Below are 18,305 nucleotides of genomic sequence, written 5' to 3' on the forward strand. Positions count from 1 at the left end.
TCATAATTTCTGTGAAGGAATGTTTATGTTTTTTTGATCAGAGTTTTTGATATTAGAAAAAGTTGGTTCCCACAAAAATAACTGACACAGATAATGAGATAATGATTGACCAAAGTGGTTTCTAAAATCTTACTTAGTCAACCTAATTAAGTTAATTGATTTTGCTAAGTCTATTACCAACATCAATTACCGCTTTTCCAGCAGGAAAAAGTAGCAATGAATAAGCATATTCGACCCTGGCATCGCCTACTGGCGCTAGCGATCGCTTCAATGGTGTTCGCAGTTTTTGCCCCCACAATTGTACAGGCGGTAGATCCTCCCAGTGTTCAGTCTTTATCTGAAACTACAACGAAACTGCAAATTTCTATTGATACTATCTGGGTACTAATCACTGGATTTTTAGTATTTTTCATGCAAACCGGCTTTGCTATGTTAGAAGCAGGTTTGATCCGGCAAAGAGGTGTAGTTAATGTTTTACTAGAAAACTTCATTGATGCCGCTGTAACTATTTTAGTGTGGTGGGGAATCGGCTTTGGGATTGCCTTTGGTACAAGTGCTGGCGGGTTAGTTGGCATAGATAACTTTTTCCTCAGTCAGCTACCTGGTGCTGATGGTAGCTATATATTAGGTGCGCCAGGTTCTACAGCCGCCATCAATACTTATACCTTGTTCTTCTTCCAGTTTGCCTTTGCTGCTACCGCCAGTACAATCACCACTGGTTCAATGGCTGGAAGAACCGACTTTATTGGCGACTTAATTTACAGCGGCATTATGGGAGCGATTAGCTACCCAATCATTGTTCACTGGGTTTGGAACTCTGGCGGTTGGTTAGCCAAATTGAGCTATCACGACTTTGCTGGTAGTTCTGTTGTTCACACCGTTGGTGGCTGGACAGCACTAGTAGGTGCTTATTTGCTTGGTTCCCGTCCTGATCGTCCTGGTTGGGGAAGATTACCACCAGCACACAATTTAGGTCTAGCAACTCTCGGAACAATGATTCTATGGTTTGGCTGGTATGGGTTTAACCCTGGTTCAACCCTCAGCACTGGGAATCCAGGATTGATTGGTTTGGTCACAGTTAACACCACACTGTCCGCTGGAGCCGGAGCATTATCAGCGCTAATTTTTCAATATACCCGCACAGGTAACTGGGATTTGGTTTATTCTCTCAATGGTTCCCTAGCAGGATTAGTGGCAATTACAGCTTCTTGCGCCTATGTTTTACCTTGGGCTGCGGTTTTGATTGGTTTAACGGGTGGTATTTTGGTTACTTTGGGAGTGGATTTGATTGAGTCACTTCACATTGATGATCCGGTGGGGGCATTTGCTGTACATGGGATTAATGGCATGATGGGTACTCTATCCGTTGGCTTTTTAGGTCAAGGAGAACTCACCCTCAACAAAAAAGCAGGGTTATTTTTAGGTGGTGGCTTTGATTTATTAGGTATACAACTTTTGGGCCTAGTAGCGATCGCAGTTTTTACTGTTGGCTTTAGCTTTTTGATGTTCGGTGGTCTAAAAGCACTGGGACGCCTACGTGTCCATCCTGAAGGCGATCGCATTGGGATTGATTTCTATGAACATGGCGCGTCAGTATGGCCTGATGTTTATGCGATCAAGGAATTTATTGAAGAAGAAGACAAAAATCGCACTCAGACTCCTGGAGTCAGCGGTTTCGACACCGAAGAGAGCGAACAATCACGCTTTTAGCTGAAAAACAGCCATTTTACAGTAGTCATAATTCATATTGCACAAATTTGTTGTCACTTCCTACTGTATTTTTCATTGAGATTATCAAGACAATTTTGGGCAATTTACTCGCCAAAAACCCTTCTTCAAAAGATTAAAGATTAAGTGAAGAAGACTTGACTATTTCAGAAACTACATCATAAATTTCTTACGAAGAACTACAAAAAATATTTACAGATGTGCCAATAGTTTCTTAAACTCCTATTAAGGTTATTTGAGTTTCTGTTTTTTAAACAAGTGGTCTAAAGGAAAAATATCAAAAACCACTGGATCTAACTTCGGACGCTAGTTTTTTTCTGTTTAACCTGTCTTTTCCCTTTTTTAAGGATGGTTTAGAGGATGATGCTCAAATTCATGTACAAACAAAAATCGAAAACAAAAAATAGGTATTCGTCTGCGAGAAATCACGCTATCAACTCACAACCCAACTCTAAAGTCAAGCTATTTGATCGAGTAATGAAGCGGCTTTCTCCCAGTTGGCAAGCTTGTTTACCTATAGCTTGTTTGATTGTGTTGGGTTGGGGTTATGCCGCAGTCGCTCAGACTCCAGCCGCAGGGCCGACGACAGCAGAACTTAAAGTTGCTCTTGATACCCTGTGGGTTGCGATCGCAGCCTTTTTAGTGTTCTTCATGAACGCTGGTTTTTGTATGTTAGAGACGGGCTTCTGTCGTCAGAAAAATGCTGTCAACGTTCTTTCCAAAAACTTGATTGTATTTGCTCTGTCCACCGTTGCCTTTTGGGCCATCGGTTTTGCCTTAATGTTCGGTGATGGTAACGACTTCATTGGATTGAATGGGTTTTTCTTAGGAGGAACAGATAACAGTCCCGCCACAGGAGACGCTTATAAAGGTGTCTTCGGTGCTATTAATTGGGCTGGTGTACCTTTAGCAGCCAAGTTTTTATTCCAGCTAGTATTTGCTGGAACAGCAGCAACAATCGTTTCTGGTGCAGTAGCCGAACGGATTAAGTTTGCTGACTTCCTAATTTTCAGCCTCTTACTTGTAGGTATTGCCTATCCCATTACCGGACATTGGATTTGGGGTGGTGGTTGGCTAGCAGACAGAGGCTTTTGGGATTTTGCCGGTTCTACAGTGGTTCACTCCGTAGGTGGCTGGGCAGCTTTGATGGGAGCAGCATTTCTTGGGCCCCGTCTTGGTAAATATCAAGACAAGCAAGTTGTAGCACTGCCCGGTCACAACATGAGTATTGCTACCTTGGGCTGTTTGATCCTGTGGTTGGGCTGGTTTGGCTTCAACCCCGGTTCTGTAATGGCTGCCGATCCTGGTGCGATCAGTCACATTGCTCTAACCACTAACATGGCTGCTGCTGCCGGTGGAATTGCCGCTACTATTACAGCTTGGTTGTACTTAGGTAAACCAGACCTGTCAATGATTATCAATGGTATTTTGGCTGGCTTAGTTGGTATTACAGCGGCTTGTGCTTACGTAAATATCCCTAGCTCTTTATTAATTGGCTTCATTGCTGGAGTATTGGTAGTTTTCTCTGTAACATTCTTTGACAAACTTGGCATTGATGACCCAGTAGGAGCTACCTCAGTTCACCTAGTTTGTGGTATTTGGGGAACCCTAGCAGTAGGTCTATGGTCTGTCGGCCCTGGTGTTTATTCCTGGTATGCACTTGGCCCAGAAAAAGGTTTATTTGCAGGTGGTGGCTTGGGACAGTTAGGTGTTCAGTTGCTAGGCGTTGTCTCAGTAGGTGGCTTCACTGTTTTACTCAGTAGTATTTTTTGGCTGGCACTGAAAGCTACTTTAGGTATCAGAGTATCTAAAGAAGAGGAATTAGAAGGTTTGGATATCGGTGAACACGGTATGGAAGCCTACAGTGGATTTCTCAAAGAAGGTGATCCAACTGGATTTTCTGAAGGACAAGGCTCAATTGGGAGATTGTAGGGTAAATATTTTTTGGTTTCCCATGTGAGCTACCAACACACTATTAGTAGATTGAACTGATTCCGCAAAATTCTCTATCCAAGCGGGAAAAAGTAGGGGGTTTTATACCCCCTACTTTTCTAATTTTTTATCGAGGATGTTGGAGGCAGAGGGCAGGAGGCAGCCATCTATAGAAAAAATATAGCAGGATGCTTGCGATTATTGACCGAATAATGTAATCTCACGATGAGTCTGCGTGATCTGAATCAACGTGAAAACTTATTTTACATTGTAGAAATTTTATGGTGAGAGGATTGAGAGTTACTGTGCTGCTATTGGCAGTTCTGGGAAATCTGGTATGGTCATTTGACGCCAAGGCAAATTTTAACGGCAAACTTACCGTGGAAATTGATGGCTTTAAGAATAAAGAAGGACAAATCTGTGCCAGTATATTTGCTAGCAGTGAAGGATTTCCTGGCGATCGCGATCGCGTCTTACAAAAGCAGTGTACCAAAATTACTGACACTCCCTTCCCCCTTACCTTTGATAACTTGAAAGCAGGTAGGTACGCCGTTGCTGTCTTCCACGATCAAAATAATGACCGCACTCTCAATAGCAATCTTCTTGGTATACCAAGCGAAGGCTTTGGATTTTCCAGCAACCCAGAAATTCTGGCAAGAGCGCCCAAATTTAGCGAAGCAGCATTTTTAGTGGCAGGCCCGGATACCAATATCCAAATCCAGTTGAAATATTTTTAGGCTGACAGCAGATTTCAACTTGTTGCACTTCCAGCACAACCGAGATTTTGGATTTTGGATTGAAAGAAAAATCTAAAATCTAAAATCTAAAATCTAAAATTCAATAGCTCTTGCTCTATTGTTGTGAATCGTTGTGTGAATCTTCCGTTAAACTTTGTTGTTCTGATAAGCCACGCATTCGATTCATCTGAGTTAAAGCATATCGTGCTGTTGCTTGCACTTCGGCATCTGGGTCTTCCAGGGCATGGCGCAACATCTGACTCATTTGACCCATCATGTCATAAACACGCGTCAGGTCACGAATCGCATTTTGCCGCACTTGTGGACTTTCATCTTGCAGTGAAATTGCTAAACCACGGTTCATCGGTTTGAGTGTGCGGATGCCAATTTCTGACAAAGCTGCCAAAATTAAACTGCTTTCTTGAGAATCAGCATCAATCATCAGGTCAACCATCGGCTGAATTGCCCGCGAATCTCCCTGCTGACCCAAATCCCAAATAGCCTTGCGCCGCTTCGTTGGGTCAGAACTGCGTAAGTCTTGAATTAACTCATCAACGATATTGAGTTTAGCAAGCCGGGAAGTTTTTTCTGGTAGTAGCAATTTTGTAGACAGTGGTGGTGTAGCTGTTTGTGGATTATTTGCTATCTCTGGTAAGTGTAGTTTAATCGGTTCTATATTCACTTCAGTCAGACTTTTATCATCTAATATTTCGGACTTTTGAACTTGTTTAACCTGACGAAACCACCTTAGCAGGTAAAAAAGTGCCCCCATACATCCCAGGACTCCAATGGCAAATATTAACCACCAGACAATACCTCTCTCAGTTTCTTTGGGTGTTGTAGTTACTGGGGAGGTTGGAGCAGAAGGGGCGACAATTGGAGAGGTGATTATTGGAGAAGTGACAATCTGATTTTTAGCTACCAAATCTGCTTGCAGTCTCTCTCTGGTCGTCAGACCAGCAAGACCATCTACTTGTAAACCCTTTGCTTTCTGGAATTTAGCTACAGCGGTTTCCGTACCGGCGTTGTACTGTCCATCTACAGCGCCACTGTAGTATCCCAACTGCTTTAATTGGGTTTGTAATATCTGCACATCTGATTTTCGACTACCATATCTCAAAACATTTGGACTAGCAGTAACTCTCGAACTAGCTTGTGCAAGTTCTAAAATTTTAGGTGCTAGGTTAGGTGTAGCTGTGCTTGGGCGAATTGGATAAAAACCCACACAAGAAAAACAGGTAAATATAAGAATTGAGGAACGGCATAGCCTCATATTGCAAGTTTCAGCCTAAACGTGCTTTTGAAGTCTTCGATACCACAATAGCTTCTAGATGACCAAATGTTAATTGTCATTTTTTATTTGTCATTTGTCATTTGTCATTGGGCAAAACAGTTCAGTTAGTGGTAGCGGGGCATTGAGCCATTTCCGAGTCAAGAAGTGAGATTTCCCACTCAGCACTCCCCACTCCTTTTGAACGAGTTAGGGTCAAATTTCTGATTCAGATTCTCTGACTGTTAGGGTTATGGGATTTAATTTTTTAGTAGATGCTTCTAAAACTGGTTGCTGTATATTTGCTATTTCGCCGACAGTAACCGTGTCGTTCTGCGCTCCTAAAGTATCACGTTGATTAATGAGATAGATGCTAATTAAAGTGAGAAATACTCCTATCCACTGCAACGGACTGAGGACTTCTGAGAGGAAGAGATTGCCAAATAGTAGGGCAAAAACGGGCGTGAGGAATGTCAGGGAACTAAGACTGGTGAGACTGCCACTAGAAGCAAAGTAGAAAAATAACCCATAAGCGATCGCACTGCCAAATACGGTAGCATAACCCAAAGCCAATAAATCATATCCTCCGAGATTCTCCCACTGCTGGGATTCGACAACTGATGAAACTCCCCATAGTGGCAATCCACCCAAAATCATGTGCCATCCTGTAGCACTTACTGGGTCAGCATATCGGCACACAAACCGAATCAACACTGTTCCCACTGCCATTGATAGCGCAGCTAACAGCATCAACCACTCGCCACTAGCAAACAAATCTTGCCAGTTGCCAATTGTGACATTCACCCCTGAGTCGAGAAAATGTAAAATCAACTCATCAGGTAAGCCAATTAAACTAATGCCCGTGACTCCTAAGCCTAATCCTAGCCATCCCCAAAAACCAATGTGTTCTTGGAATAGCCACAACGATAGTAAGGCAACAGCCAAGGGTTGCGAGTCAATCATCACAGACCCTAACCCCGCAGTGGTTCTGACTAATCCCTCTGCCAAAAAGCCTTGAAATAGCGTCCCATCTACAAGGGCAAATAAGGCAATCCACAGCCATGCAGCCCAACCCCTAGGCTGAGGTTTACCCATAAATGCTGCTGCAATCAGAATTAACATCCCTGCTGGTATCAAACGTACTCCCGCCATGAATAGCGGTGTGGTGTGGGGTATCACTCCTTTCATGGCTACCATTGCCGTCCCCCATAGGAAAAAGGGGGCAATTAACAAGAGGGGGGCGAAGGGAAGTCGAGATGCACTGAGTTTCAGTTGCATGGGTTTGCTGATGCCTTTGTTTAACAAGCGCAAAAATTGCTTTACCCAATTTTACCGAATTATGTAGTTTTGTGTTCGTGTAGCGTCTGAGAGAGAAGGAATTAATACTCAAGTGCAGGTTGGGTTGAGGAAGGAAACCCAAAATTTTCAGCGATTTGTTAAGTTTCGCTCCGTAACTCTGCGGCTACGGTGTATACACAGGTCTAAAAAAGCTCGATTTCCCTTTGTTCTCTCATTTATCTCCCTATCTCGTTCCCATGCAGAGCATGGGAATGGGCTATTAGAGGCTCTGACTCTAGTCAGACATTGAGTCAGAGACTCAATGAATGCATTCCCAGTCGGAGACTAGGAACGAGAAATAAGCCAGATTTTTAGGACTTGTGTGTACACCGTAGGTAACTCTGCGGGGAAGCAAGCTACAACCTAGCCTAGAGGAAGTAGTAGAACATAACCGCAAATTTCATCCAAAGATACTCGGTTTTGGGTACTTCAATTTTTAAAGTTACAATCTTGGCTGTTTTTAACCGAGTTTGCAAACTTTGACAGATAAATTCATCATATTTATTTAAGTCAGTCGTTGCTGCTATTTCTAGCTACGTTGATGAATTTAAATGTAGGGTGTGTGTCACACAGTGCAATGCACCGTCAACAATCCAAGGTGCGTTAACCTAGGGCATAACATACCTTACTTTCTTTATTATTTCTTCATATACATTGTATTTTTCTCGGCGACTTACTTACCTTAAGCTTTGATATTGAGCATAACTCCCAAAGCTGATACATTATCACAATAATGTAGTACGATATATACATTGAAACCTGAGTTTTCTCTAGTGCAGAGAACTGACCAATTGAGTCTGCTTTATTGAAATTTTATATAAGGATATCTAAGTTTTCCCGGCTTAGATATCCAATAGCAACATAACCTATATAAATAGATTGTTAATTCTATTCTAATTAGTAATTTTTATTTTTAAATGCTTCTTAGGGCAGTTTATAAATTGGTACTTAAGTAGGATGTCAAAATTAGATAGAAGGTTTAATTAAATTTCAAAAGCATATTAAGATAAATCATCTTATGATATAATAGACGCTTTTTTGCTAATTAAAAAGTAACTAGATAAATATATCTAATTTTTACCCCAAGCTTTTATATTGAGCCTAACTTTTTAGGAGATAGGAATGGAAGTGAGGTCAGTCCCGCAAGGAACTTCAGTTCCAAGAATCATAGCGAAAGTCATCTTCAGATGACTAGATATCCCCAAAAATATTCAGTCTACTTCAGTAGACTTTAGCTATGAGCCAGAGAATTCATTCTCTGGCGGGTTATGAAGCCCGCAGCGAAGCTATTTCTAGCTTAAGTTGACACCAATGATCTGAAGCTCAAGAGCACCCCCTGCTGCCTCAACGATTTTACCTTTTCTTAGTGCTATTCGGTTGGGGTTCTTGTATCTCACTCAAGCGATAAACTCCATACAAACTATGTACAGGTGCGTTACACTCCGTTAACGCACCCTAGTTTCTAAGACAAGCTAGTAACGCTAGACTTTTCTAAACTCGCTACTAATTTCACTCCAAATTCTTCCTCAAATACTCCTTTTTTATAATCTAAGCTCCAGAGTTCTAAAGCACAGTCATCATCAGTTTGAGAAGGGAAAATTAGCAAATTTACCTGCCGAAACTGTGAATAATACTCACATTGGGCTTGAGCGATCGCACCAATTTGTCGTCTATCTAATGCCACCGCCAATCTGAGAATTGCACTCAATTGACTAATCATTTGTCGCTGGTGTTTAGTCAGCAAACTCTGGTAATTTTCATGTTTTTTCTTAGGCGGCGATTTGCGATGATAACGCGCTAAATTGGCAATGATTTCAATCTCGGTTTCTGTATAACCAAGCAATTCACCATTGCGAATTAGATAGTATGAGTGCTTGTGGTGAGACGAATGGCTGACATAATGACCGCAATTGTGTAATATTGCAGCCGCCCACAACAGTTGTCGTTCATCAGATCCCCAGTGGTGCAGAATACCTTGAGTTTGGTCAAATAAACTCTCGGCAAATTTTGCAACGCGATCGCTATATTCTAAGTTGACATGGTATTTATTAGCGAGTTTGAGAACATTCCGTTCCCGAACTGAACTTTGATAGCGCAGCTTATCTTCAATTAAACCGTGGGTTAGCATCCAGTCTACGATTACGCCTTCCCTCAGAGAACGTTCACAAACTGTGACCGATTCACTACCCAAAAGGGTCATCGCTTCCTGTAATATTACTGCGCCAGCAAGTATAACTTCAGATCGTTTATCGGGCATCCCAGGAATGGTAGCCTTTTCTGAATTACTGAGTTTCCGCAAGCGATTTACCAACTCTCGCAAGTCTTTAAGACTAAACTGATAGCCGTTGAGTGTGGAAGGAATGACACCTGACTTTTCTCGCGCATGAATCATCGCCAGGGTTTCAATTGTGCCAGATGTACCTACCAAACGCGGAGATTCCCCAAACTCTAGGTTTGTTAGTAACTCATCCACAGAACGTTCTAACATCCCGCGTGCGTATGCTTGTAAATATTGAAACTCAGTGTTGCTGATGGGATCGGTAGTGATTAACTCGCTAGTGAGTCGCACTGCACCGACTTTGGTACTGGTGAGAGTGCGTGCTTGGTGACTATCGCCCAAAACTAACTCTGTGGAACCACCGCCAATATCAACAATCATGTGGGGCTGGTTGTGAAATTCCATCCCCGACAACACGCCAAGATAGATTCGCCGCGCTTCTTCTTGACCAGAAATCAAGTCAACGCTTAAACCCAACTCCGTTTCTATTTTGTGCAAAAAATCCTTACCATTGGGGGCTTCCCGCACAGCACTAGTTGCCACAGCGATGATTGTTTCAACGTTGATAGTTTTGGCAACTTCTTGGAAACGTCCTAAAGCAGCGATCGCCTTTTTAATGATCTCCGGTTTGAGTTCCCCTGTCGTCAGATCGCGATCGCCAAGTCTCACAGTTTCTTTTTCTCTGGCAATAATGCTGAAAGCTGGTAGTGTGGGGTCAATCTTCACTACTACCATGTGTAAAGAATTTGTTCCCAGGTCAATGGCAGCAATAATCCGGTCTTGCTTAGGTGGTTGAGTTGTAGCACTCTCCCAGCTAGCCGAAACTAAATTCAGCATCTAGTTTTCTCTCTTTATAAGAAATGATGGCAAACGGTGGTATGTCGGGGTAGCTGGCACTGATATTTATTGCAACACACTAGCTCAAACTGAGTACTGAGTTTTGAGTAAACTAACAATACTCAGCAATCTTCATTTTTGGCTGAGGGTAATTGAGCTAAGTATATTCACCCTACTGCTTCTAACCTAGTGACTATTTAAAGATATTTAAAGTTGCCACTTGAGGTTATGTTTTTACAAATAACAAATAACGTTATTCTATAGATGTAAAGATGTGTGAATTAAAGAATAGGGCATGGGGAATGGGGCATGGAGAATGGGAAATAGGAGCAAGGTGAGAAATAACTAATGCCCAATGCCCAATGCCCAGTACCCAGTACCCAGTACCCAATCCCCAGTATCCAATTCTATGCTAACGACACCAGAACGCCCCCAGGAACCAGTTTGGCTTACAATTATCCGGCTTTTGCGATGGCATAAACCAGAAGGACGGTTAATTTTAATGATTCCTGCCCTTTGGGCTGTATTTTTGGCAGCTTCGGGGAAACCGCCTTTGCCTCTGGTTGGTGTGATTATATTGGGTACTCTGGCCACGAGTGCGGCTGGTTGCGTAGTCAATGATTTGTGGGATCGGGATATTGATCCAGAAGTGGAGAGAACACGCGATCGCCCCCTCGCTTCTCGCGCCTTGTCTGTGAAAGTTGGGATTGTAGTTGCGATCGTCTCGCTAACATGTGCAGCAGTCTTGGCTTTTTATCTTAATCCCCTGAGTTTCTGGTTATGTGTGGCAGCAGTGCCAGTAATTCTGCTTTATCCAGGCGCAAAGCGGGTGTTTCCCGTACCGCAACTGGTACTTTCCATTGCTTGGGGTTTTGGTGTGTTGATTAGCTGGAGTGCAGTCACACAAACCATCTCCCAACCAACTTGGTTACTTTGGGGCGCGACTGTACTGTGGACATTGGGATTTGATACAGTTTACGCCATGAGCGACAAGGAAGACGATCGCCGCATTGGTGTTAATTCTAGCGCTCTATTTTTTGGAAATTATGCCCCTGTCGCTATTGGAATTTTCTTTGCTGGCACAATCTTGTTATTGGCTTGGTTAGGCATAATCATAAATCTGCACTTAGCCTTCTGGATTAGCCTTGCAGTTGCTACTATCGGATGGGTTTGGCAGTCTCTACGATTAACAAAGCAAGATTTACCTAACCGTGTTTATGGTGAGATGTTCCGGCAAAATGTGTGGATTGGTTTTATTTTACTTGCTGGGATGATTGCTGGATTTTTTTAACAAGTAATGTATAGAATCCCCTTAAAGAAGTATTTATGAGTTTTTGTATGGGTAGATTAGTTCAATATCTACGTACTTGGGCAGCAATAGGTTTATTCTGTTTGCTTATCACTTGGTCATTTCCTGCACAAGCTACCAGCACCATTGATCCAAAGTTGGAACAGCAAGTATTACAAATTATCCGAGAACACCCAGAGGTGATGATTGAATCTGTTCAAGCCTATCAGCAGCAACAACAACAGAAAATCAAACAATTACGGCAAGCATTTGTACAGGATTTCAAAACGAATCCTCAAATCGTCATTGGTGAGTCTCCCACTAAAGGTTCAACTCAATCAAAAACTGTGCTGATAGAATTTTCAGATTTTCAATGTCCCTATTGTGCAGAGGCGCATAAAACCTTGAAAAATTTGTTAGCAAAGTATCCAGATAACTTAAGATTAGTTTACAAGAATTTACCGCTGACTTCAATTCATACTGAAGCATTGCCAGCTGCGACAGCGGCTTGGGCTGCACATCAGCAGGGTAAGTTTTGGGAATATTATGATGCTCTATTTACTAATCAAAAACAACTGGGTGAAGCGTTATATTTAGATATTGCTAAAAACCTGAATTTGGATTTTGGTAAATTTAAACGTGACTTGACTCTTGCCACACCCGCAATTAATCAAGATATCCAGCTAGCTGAAAAATTGGCTGTTTCTGGCACACCTTTCTTTGTAATTAATAGTCCAAGTTTTTCAGGAGTAGTGCAGCTAGCAGACATCAAAAATATATTGGCTGATGCCAAGTAAGATGATGTATCTAACAAATGGATTTACGTTGCTTTGATGATCGCTAGTATCCAGCAATAAGCTTGATATTTTTATACTGTGTGACTATTGTATCTCCATAAGAACTGTTTAGATAAATACCTCTTTATTTAACAATAATGTGCATCTTTAGTTAGAGGTTTAGTGCATCAGTAAACTGTTGTACTTGAGGCAAGTGTAAGGAGTAGCTTATGAGGAGTAACGAAGAGAAATTTTCCTTACTCCTCATGTTCTTAAAGATAGCTTTCGGCAACTTTCGTAAGACGCTCACCCAACTCTTTTCCTTTCTGTTTACCATGTTAATAAAGTGCAACTAACCCCACTTCCGTAGCGCTATCTGACGCACAAGAATTTGATTTATGAAAAAATCTCAGTTGGTGTGTTAGTAGTAACGCTTCTAATTGTTAAAGTTTCTGAATCCCTTGTTGATACTGTAAATATTTATTCTGTAATTCCTCTGGAATAGGAACAAGACGATTATTTTGCAAACTGACAAAACCACCCTTCTGACTAGCCACTGCTGCTAACTCATTGTTAGATAAAATTTCAGCTTGTACAGTCCACTTCAAGCGTCCTAAATTACTCAGCCATAAACGCCCAATCACTTGATCAATAATCTTTATCGGGCGTTTATATTCAATTTCAGTTCCAGCTAGAATCGGTGTATATCCTTGCTCAATTTGTTGATTGAGTCGCCAATGTTCATCTAAAAACTTTAAACGTAAATCCTCTAGCCATCTGATATACACAATATTGCTGACTATTCCCATAAAGTCAATGTCGTATGTTTTTACAGGAATTGCTAATACTACTTCTAATGGTCTGTGTAAGTTTTTATTTACTAGCATTCTTTCTCCCAGAATTTTTAAGTCCACTCGGTCTGTAAAAGCTTAAAATAATTTTATCTTTTAAGCATTGGTAAATATTAATTGTCTAAGAAACCATTGAGCATCATAGTTTCAAACTTCTACTTTGTAGTTTAAAATTAACTCATCACCAGTTAAACCTCTAATTCCCCAGTTATATTTTGGCGTTTCAAAAATTGTGATTTCAATATCGTACACAGGAATATTCAAGTTTTCATTAATATTTTTAATCAGCAGGTGAATTAACTGTTTTTTTGTTTCCACTGAGCGCCCCTCAAACATGCTAATTTCGATAATCAGATAATTATCTGATCTATCAGATGGATAGTAAAAATCTGATTTATCCAGTGGGAAAAAACGGTGAAATCTTTTTTCAGGGGTAAGCTGTAAAACTTCAATGACAGAGGTATGGATTATATTTGATAGTTCACTTTTAACAAGATTTAATTTATCTGCTAAACCATATACCTTGATTTGTACCATAAATTTAAAGGTGAGTTTCCAAGTACTGATTTAGGTGATTAATTACCCTGTGCATATGAATAGAATCTCCATAAAGCTTGCTCATCATTATGGCTCCCTCTAATGTTGCAATTATGATAGTAGCGATTTCATCAGCACTCACTTCTGGGCAAATTTCACCCTTTTCAATTCCCGTTTCAATAATTCGACGAATCAGATGCAGCCAAGAGTTCATTGCTTGTTGAGCACGTTCTCGCAGCGCCGGATGAGCATCATCACTCTCCACAGCAGTATTCAGTAGTGGACACCCTCCCTTGATAGGTGGATTTTCTGCGAAGCTACTAAATATGCTAATGATTGCTTGCAGGCGTTCTACTGCGTGGCGTTTGCTTCGTAATGCAAATCTAGTATGCTGTTTGATGCGAGCGATCGCAAAATCAAAAGCCTGTAGTGCCAGATCATCTTTGCTTTGGAAGTGATTGTAAATTCCTCCTTTTTGCAATCCAGTAACACGCATGATGTCTGACATCGATGAGCCTGCATAACCCTGTTGGTTAAACAATTCAGCTGCTTGGTGGAGAATCCTGCTTTTTGTTTCTTCGCCTTTGGACATTAGAGCAATTTTTGGAGGGGGGAATTTATTTAATTGAAAATTGCTATAAATAAAATATTACCGACCGAATGGCCTGATTGAAAATAGCATAATATTTGCTTGTAAGTCAATCTTTTTTTGCCCTGAGTGATGAACTAGGCATTATTCTAAAATCTCCTTTCAGAAGATGTCATAAAATGGCATACTTTACTGAAGGATATGTTAATTAGTTTGGCTGAAAGCTTTACTGTGTATGAGTGGGCGATACTGGATTTGAACCAGTGACCCCATCCGTGTGAAGGATGTGCGCTACCCCTGTGCTAATCGCCCAAGACTCCTTATATTATCATAAATTACTATCATTTACGCTATTTTTTCAATATTATGCAAATTAAATAAAGTGTTTCAGACAGAATATGGAGTGCCTAACTCATGACTGGAAGTCACGAGTGTGCGGCTTACAAAAATCAAATATTTAAATCACGTAGAGCCAGACGAATTTGCTCGCATCGTCTGCGGTTGACACCGAGATCCGACTCTCCCACGCGAGATGCCGAGCGCAGATGAATTACTGACTCATGGGGAGGTAAATAAAACTCTACATCATCAACAAATTTGAAGATGCGGCTTTTAGAAAGAGCGTGGATGTAATTATCTGTTTGTTCTACAATTTCTGTACGGGGAACAACGCCGATAACTTTTAGTAAGATTTCTCTGGCTGCATTTCGGTCTACATGATAGGGAATCGGGTCGATGGCGTGTTTGGAATCTGCGTTTTGACTGACAACACAGTTGTCTGAAGCCGGACAAGAACTAAGATGACCATTATCAACTCCCAGGCTAGAAGAAGCCCAAGTAGCCCCAGGAAGTATTAAACTACTAATCAAAGTTAAGAGTATTGCAAAAGCGATACTCCGCAAGAATCGCTGCCGGAAAGCTGTTAGCAGACGAGACATCATAAATTTACTCCTTGTGTTCGGTCATTTCGGGTGAGCGCTGCTAGTTGCGGGTTCGCTCTACACATTATCATCCATCCCGGTACACTCTGAGTTTGGGCAATCCGAATGCACCCGCGCCACCAGTCCCTTGTGCCTATTCCTTTTGCCATTATTGCTGCCAATAAAGGAATAAAGCTAAAAAGTGACCAATAATTCAGATTTCTATTGATTACGAACCCAAAATCATTAGTAGGGCTTGCTACTGCATTCCCTGGTGATTCCAGCTTTGACTCAGAAGAATTGGCTGGTATCGGCTTCGTTGTGGCCAATGTTAGAAAGTTTAATGGTTGTAGATGAACATAGGAATAATCCAGGCTTACAGTAACGGGTTTTTAGAAATTGTACCAGAGAGCGATTATTGGCAGATTGCAGCTATACACATCAATGGCCAAGCCTACTGCCCTACTCCTCAGCTTTATCGATCAGAAAAAGTGGCATTAGCAAAAGCTACACAAATTTATGATTGGATAGCTGACCACGAACAGCAAATCAGTGATGAGACTTGCTACTGCTCTGAATTGAAACTCATCTTATGGCAGCAACCAAAAGTATTTTAGTTGACTATAGACGAGTCATTTCAAACAATTGCTGGGCATTACTTCCTAAAAAAGCATCAAAAAGTACCTGCTTTCCAGATTCCACTTCTACTAAATAGCGTTGGGCAATTTCATAATAGGCGTAAGTCCAAGGAATCTGAATTTCTGCACCACTATCATCATCTAACACTGTCACCATTGACCTTACTGCTTGAGTTGCAGTTTGCCTCAAACCACAACCAACATTTCCCTCTATTTCTGCTTTCATTGGTACACCCAGATTAGCTAAAGCACTGGCGGTAGTATCTATGTCTGGATATTCTGGAGTATTCTGTCCGTTGACATAGCCTGTAAAGTGGTTGACAGCATATCCGTGCAGCAACACCCAAGCCCCATACTGAGTAACCTGATTCACCTCTTCGATAACAGAACGTTGGGGAGGTTGCCAAGGGCGGATGAAAACTTGCTGGAGTCGTTTGGCGATGGTTTCAATGTTCCCATCTTTTTTGAGAAGATTAAGGGGTGAGGTGAGTTCGTTTGGGATTGAAGATACTGTTTTAGAGATGAGTTGGGCAATATTAGTAGGTAATTCATCGACAATCAACTCGCTGATAAACAGTTTGGGCAAGTTAAATTCCTCTTGCTGCTGATGACGATAATGACGGGCGTACAGATGGGTTTGAGCAAAAGTATATTCTCCAGCCGCCACGTAACCCAAGGCTTCTGCAAGTTGCCCAAGGTAGTCAATTCCCAAGTTAAGTTTACCTTGTGGAGTATCTACTAATAAACGCAAAGACCGAAAGGCGATGTGGTCGTTGGCGACAGTCCCACCCGCAGTAGTAATCATTTGCTGGTAGGTACGAGCATGATTTACCCTCGCACTGTATTCTTGCCAAAGTAATTTCCATAAATGAAGGGCTATTTCGGTTTTCATATAGATTAGTTATTTGTCATTTGTCATTTGTCAAGGAAGGGTCAAAAGTTAGGAAATCTCCTTCTGCACCCTATTTCCCACTCTCTTCATCTTTTAATACCAGTTAAATTAATGATTGCAACACATCCTTGGGTAAAGACGCGATGAATCGCGTCTCTACAAATGGTCTATTTGTCGCATTCTTTTTTCAAATTGGTATAAGAACTTAAAATCTCGCTGATAATCTGAAGGGCGATTTTAATTTGGTCGCTGTCGATAACTAGAGGTGGACAGAAGCGAATTGCTGCTTTACCGCAACCTAGTAATAATAAACCTCGTAAAAAAGCTTCTTGGATAATGCGATCGCGCAATTTATGATTGAGATTACCCTGTTCATCCAATAAATCTACCGCTACCATCAAACCTTTACCTCGTGGCAACGATACTCTGGGACATTTTTGATGCAACTCGGTAAGACTAGCTTGTAATAATTCTCCCATCTGGGTAGCGTTGGTCATCAAACCACTTTCTAGCAGTCGCAGTGTGGCAATACCAGCAGCACAAGCTACGGGATTACCACCAAATGTGGTGGCGTGAGAACCGGGAGGCCAAGTCATTAACTCTGGTCTAGCTAGTATCGCTCCTAATGGCATACCACTAGCGATACCTTTAGCAGTGGTAATGATATCAGGCATCACACCCCAATGCTCGATCGCAAATAGGCGACCAGTCCGCCCCATTCCTGCTTGCACTTCATCCACTACCATCAGAATACCGTGGCGATCGCATATCTCCCGAATTCGCTGCAAAAAACCATCTTCGGGGACGATATATCCACCCTCTCCTTGAATCGGCTCAACTACGATCGCCGCGACTTCTTGCGGTGGTAAAATCGTGCCAAATAGCTGTTGTTCCAGATAATCTAAGCTAGCGTGAGTTCCGTAGGGAATATGAGTAACCCCAGGAACTAAAGGCCCAAAGTTAGCTCGCTGCACTGCTTTGGAACCAGTGAGAGACATTGCTCCATAAGTGCGTCCGTGAAATGCACCTAAGAATGCCACGATTAGCGATCGCTTGGTGTAATATCGAGCTAGTTTAATCGCTCCTTCGTTGGATTCTGCCCCGGAATTGGTAAAAAATATCTTTGCGGGAAACCCAGTATCACTGTGTGGCTGGGGAAAGGGAGCGCGAATTGCCAATTGTTCCGCTAGTTCCACCATCGGCTCATAATAAAAATCTGTCCCTGACATGTGCAGCAAACGCGCCGACTGTTCTTGAATCGCTTTGACGACTTCCGGGTGGGCGTGTCCGGTGGCGGTAACGGCAATACCTGCGGTCATATCCAGAAATACATTGCCATCCACATCTTCTACCATACAGCCCTGACCGCGAGATACAACTAACGGGTAATCGCGGGTATAAGAAGGGGAAGTTACGGCGCGATCGCGTTGTACAATTGCTTGAGCGCGAGGCCCAGGTAAAGAAGTTATTAAATGGGGTATACGAGGTAAATTTAAGTTAATAGGTATACTTAACATAATTTTTTTCAATTTTTTAAAGATTACTGATGATTAAACGCTAAAGCTTGATTGCTTACAGTAGCATTTGATTCCATTGGTGTAGAAATTACGCATTTACCGAAAAAGCTTCATAGTAAAGATTTTCGTATTTTGTAAGACTTTGCCCGTTTTTATAACACAACTTTTGCGATCGCG

At 41.8% G+C, this 18,305-nt stretch carries 16 protein-coding genes and 1 tRNA gene; 6 read left to right on the top strand and 11 right to left on the bottom strand.

Features of this window, described 5'->3' with window-relative positions; all coding sequences use genetic code 11:
• Nucleotides 1-216: 216 nt before the first annotated feature.
• From RRG12_RS20940 to RRG12_RS20950, 3 genes are all read left to right on the top strand, one after another.
• Complete coding sequence (locus RRG12_RS20940) at nt 217-1,710, top strand: ammonium transporter (RefSeq protein WP_420760591.1); 1,494 nt, start codon at nt 217-219, stop codon at nt 1,708-1,710.
• Between the two features lie 393 nt (nt 1,711-2,103).
• On the top strand, nt 2,104-3,660 hold the full coding sequence (locus RRG12_RS20945; protein WP_420760617.1) for an ammonium transporter: 1,557 nt from the start codon (nt 2,104-2,106) through the stop codon (nt 3,658-3,660).
• 281 nt (nt 3,661-3,941) lie between these two features.
• Nucleotides 3,942-4,397: a DUF2141 domain-containing protein gene (locus RRG12_RS20950; RefSeq protein ID WP_069071203.1), complete on the top strand. Its 456-nt coding sequence runs from the start codon at nt 3,942-3,944 to the stop codon at nt 4,395-4,397.
• A gap of 115 nt (nt 4,398-4,512) precedes the next feature.
• On the opposite strand, the gene RRG12_RS20955 is transcribed toward RRG12_RS20950, so the two are convergent.
• The 3 genes from RRG12_RS20955 to RRG12_RS20965 form a co-directional block, all read right to left on the bottom strand.
• A complete protein-coding gene (locus RRG12_RS20955; protein WP_420760592.1) occupies nt 4,513-5,670 on the bottom strand; it encodes a peptidoglycan-binding protein in 1,158 nt (385 codons plus the stop codon).
• Nucleotides 5,671-5,883: 213 nt separating this feature from the next.
• Entirely contained in the window at nt 5,884-6,945 is a 1,062-nt protein-coding gene (locus RRG12_RS20960) for a DMT family transporter (RefSeq protein ID WP_069071231.1), read from the bottom strand.
• Between the two features lie 1,522 nt (nt 6,946-8,467).
• Nucleotides 8,468-10,120 carry a Ppx/GppA phosphatase family protein gene (locus RRG12_RS20965; RefSeq protein WP_420760593.1) on the bottom strand — a complete coding sequence of 551 codons (1,653 nt, stop codon included), beginning with the start codon at nt 10,118-10,120 and terminating at the stop codon, nt 8,468-8,470.
• 409 nt (nt 10,121-10,529) lie between these two features.
• On the opposite strand from RRG12_RS20965, the gene RRG12_RS20970 reads away from it, so the two are divergent.
• Nucleotides 10,530-11,411: a 4-hydroxybenzoate solanesyltransferase gene (locus tag RRG12_RS20970; protein WP_420760618.1), complete on the top strand. Its 882-nt coding sequence runs from the start codon at nt 10,530-10,532 to the stop codon at nt 11,409-11,411.
• 47 nt (nt 11,412-11,458) lie between these two features.
• A complete protein-coding gene (locus RRG12_RS20975; RefSeq protein ID WP_420760594.1) occupies nt 11,459-12,205 on the top strand; it encodes a DsbA family protein in 747 nt (248 codons plus the stop codon).
• Between the two features lie 422 nt (nt 12,206-12,627).
• On the opposite strand, the gene RRG12_RS20980 is transcribed toward RRG12_RS20975, so the two are convergent.
• The 6 genes from RRG12_RS20980 to RRG12_RS21005 form a co-directional block, all read right to left on the bottom strand.
• A complete protein-coding gene (locus tag RRG12_RS20980; protein WP_069070159.1) occupies nt 12,628-13,071 on the bottom strand; it encodes an acyl-CoA thioesterase in 444 nt (147 codons plus the stop codon).
• Nucleotides 13,072-13,182: 111 nt separating this feature from the next.
• Nucleotides 13,183-13,572 (bottom strand): tautomerase family protein, encoded by a 390-nt coding sequence (locus tag RRG12_RS20985; protein WP_420760595.1) that lies wholly within the window; start codon nt 13,570-13,572, stop codon nt 13,183-13,185.
• 4 nt (nt 13,573-13,576) lie between these two features.
• Nucleotides 13,577-14,164: a TetR family transcriptional regulator C-terminal domain-containing protein gene (locus tag RRG12_RS20990; protein ID WP_420760596.1), complete on the bottom strand. Its 588-nt coding sequence runs from the start codon at nt 14,162-14,164 to the stop codon at nt 13,577-13,579.
• 237 nt (nt 14,165-14,401) lie between these two features.
• Nucleotides 14,402-14,473 (bottom strand) — tRNA-Val (locus tag RRG12_RS20995).
• 137 nt (nt 14,474-14,610) lie between these two features.
• Nucleotides 14,611-15,099, bottom strand: coding sequence for a DUF1499 domain-containing protein (locus RRG12_RS21000; protein ID WP_069070162.1), 489 nt, complete (start codon nt 15,097-15,099; stop codon nt 14,611-14,613).
• Entirely contained in the window at nt 15,099-15,251 is a 153-nt protein-coding gene (locus RRG12_RS21005; protein ID WP_420760597.1) for a hypothetical protein, read from the bottom strand. The genes RRG12_RS21000 and RRG12_RS21005 overlap by 1 nt, the downstream gene beginning before the upstream one ends.
• Nucleotides 15,252-15,434: 183 nt before the next feature.
• Between RRG12_RS21005 and RRG12_RS21010 the strand changes: the two genes are divergently transcribed.
• Nucleotides 15,435-15,698, top strand: coding sequence for a hypothetical protein (locus RRG12_RS21010; protein WP_069070163.1), 264 nt, complete (start codon nt 15,435-15,437; stop codon nt 15,696-15,698).
• A 4-nt stretch (nt 15,699-15,702) separates the two neighbouring features.
• Here the strand turns inward: RRG12_RS21010 and RRG12_RS21015 are convergent, their stop codons facing one another.
• Both RRG12_RS21015 and RRG12_RS21020 read right to left on the bottom strand, forming a co-directional pair.
• Nucleotides 15,703-16,611, bottom strand: coding sequence for a DUF1338 domain-containing protein (locus RRG12_RS21015; RefSeq protein WP_420760598.1), 909 nt, complete (start codon nt 16,609-16,611; stop codon nt 15,703-15,705).
• Nucleotides 16,612-16,778: 167 nt separating this feature from the next.
• The gene (locus RRG12_RS21020; protein WP_420760599.1) at nt 16,779-18,128 is read right to left on the bottom strand and encodes an acetyl ornithine aminotransferase family protein; all 1,350 of its coding nucleotides are present in this window, start codon (nt 18,126-18,128) and stop codon (nt 16,779-16,781) included.
• Nucleotides 18,129-18,305: the final 177 nt, after the last annotated feature.

The organism is Nostoc sp. CALU 546 (assembly GCF_048836525.1).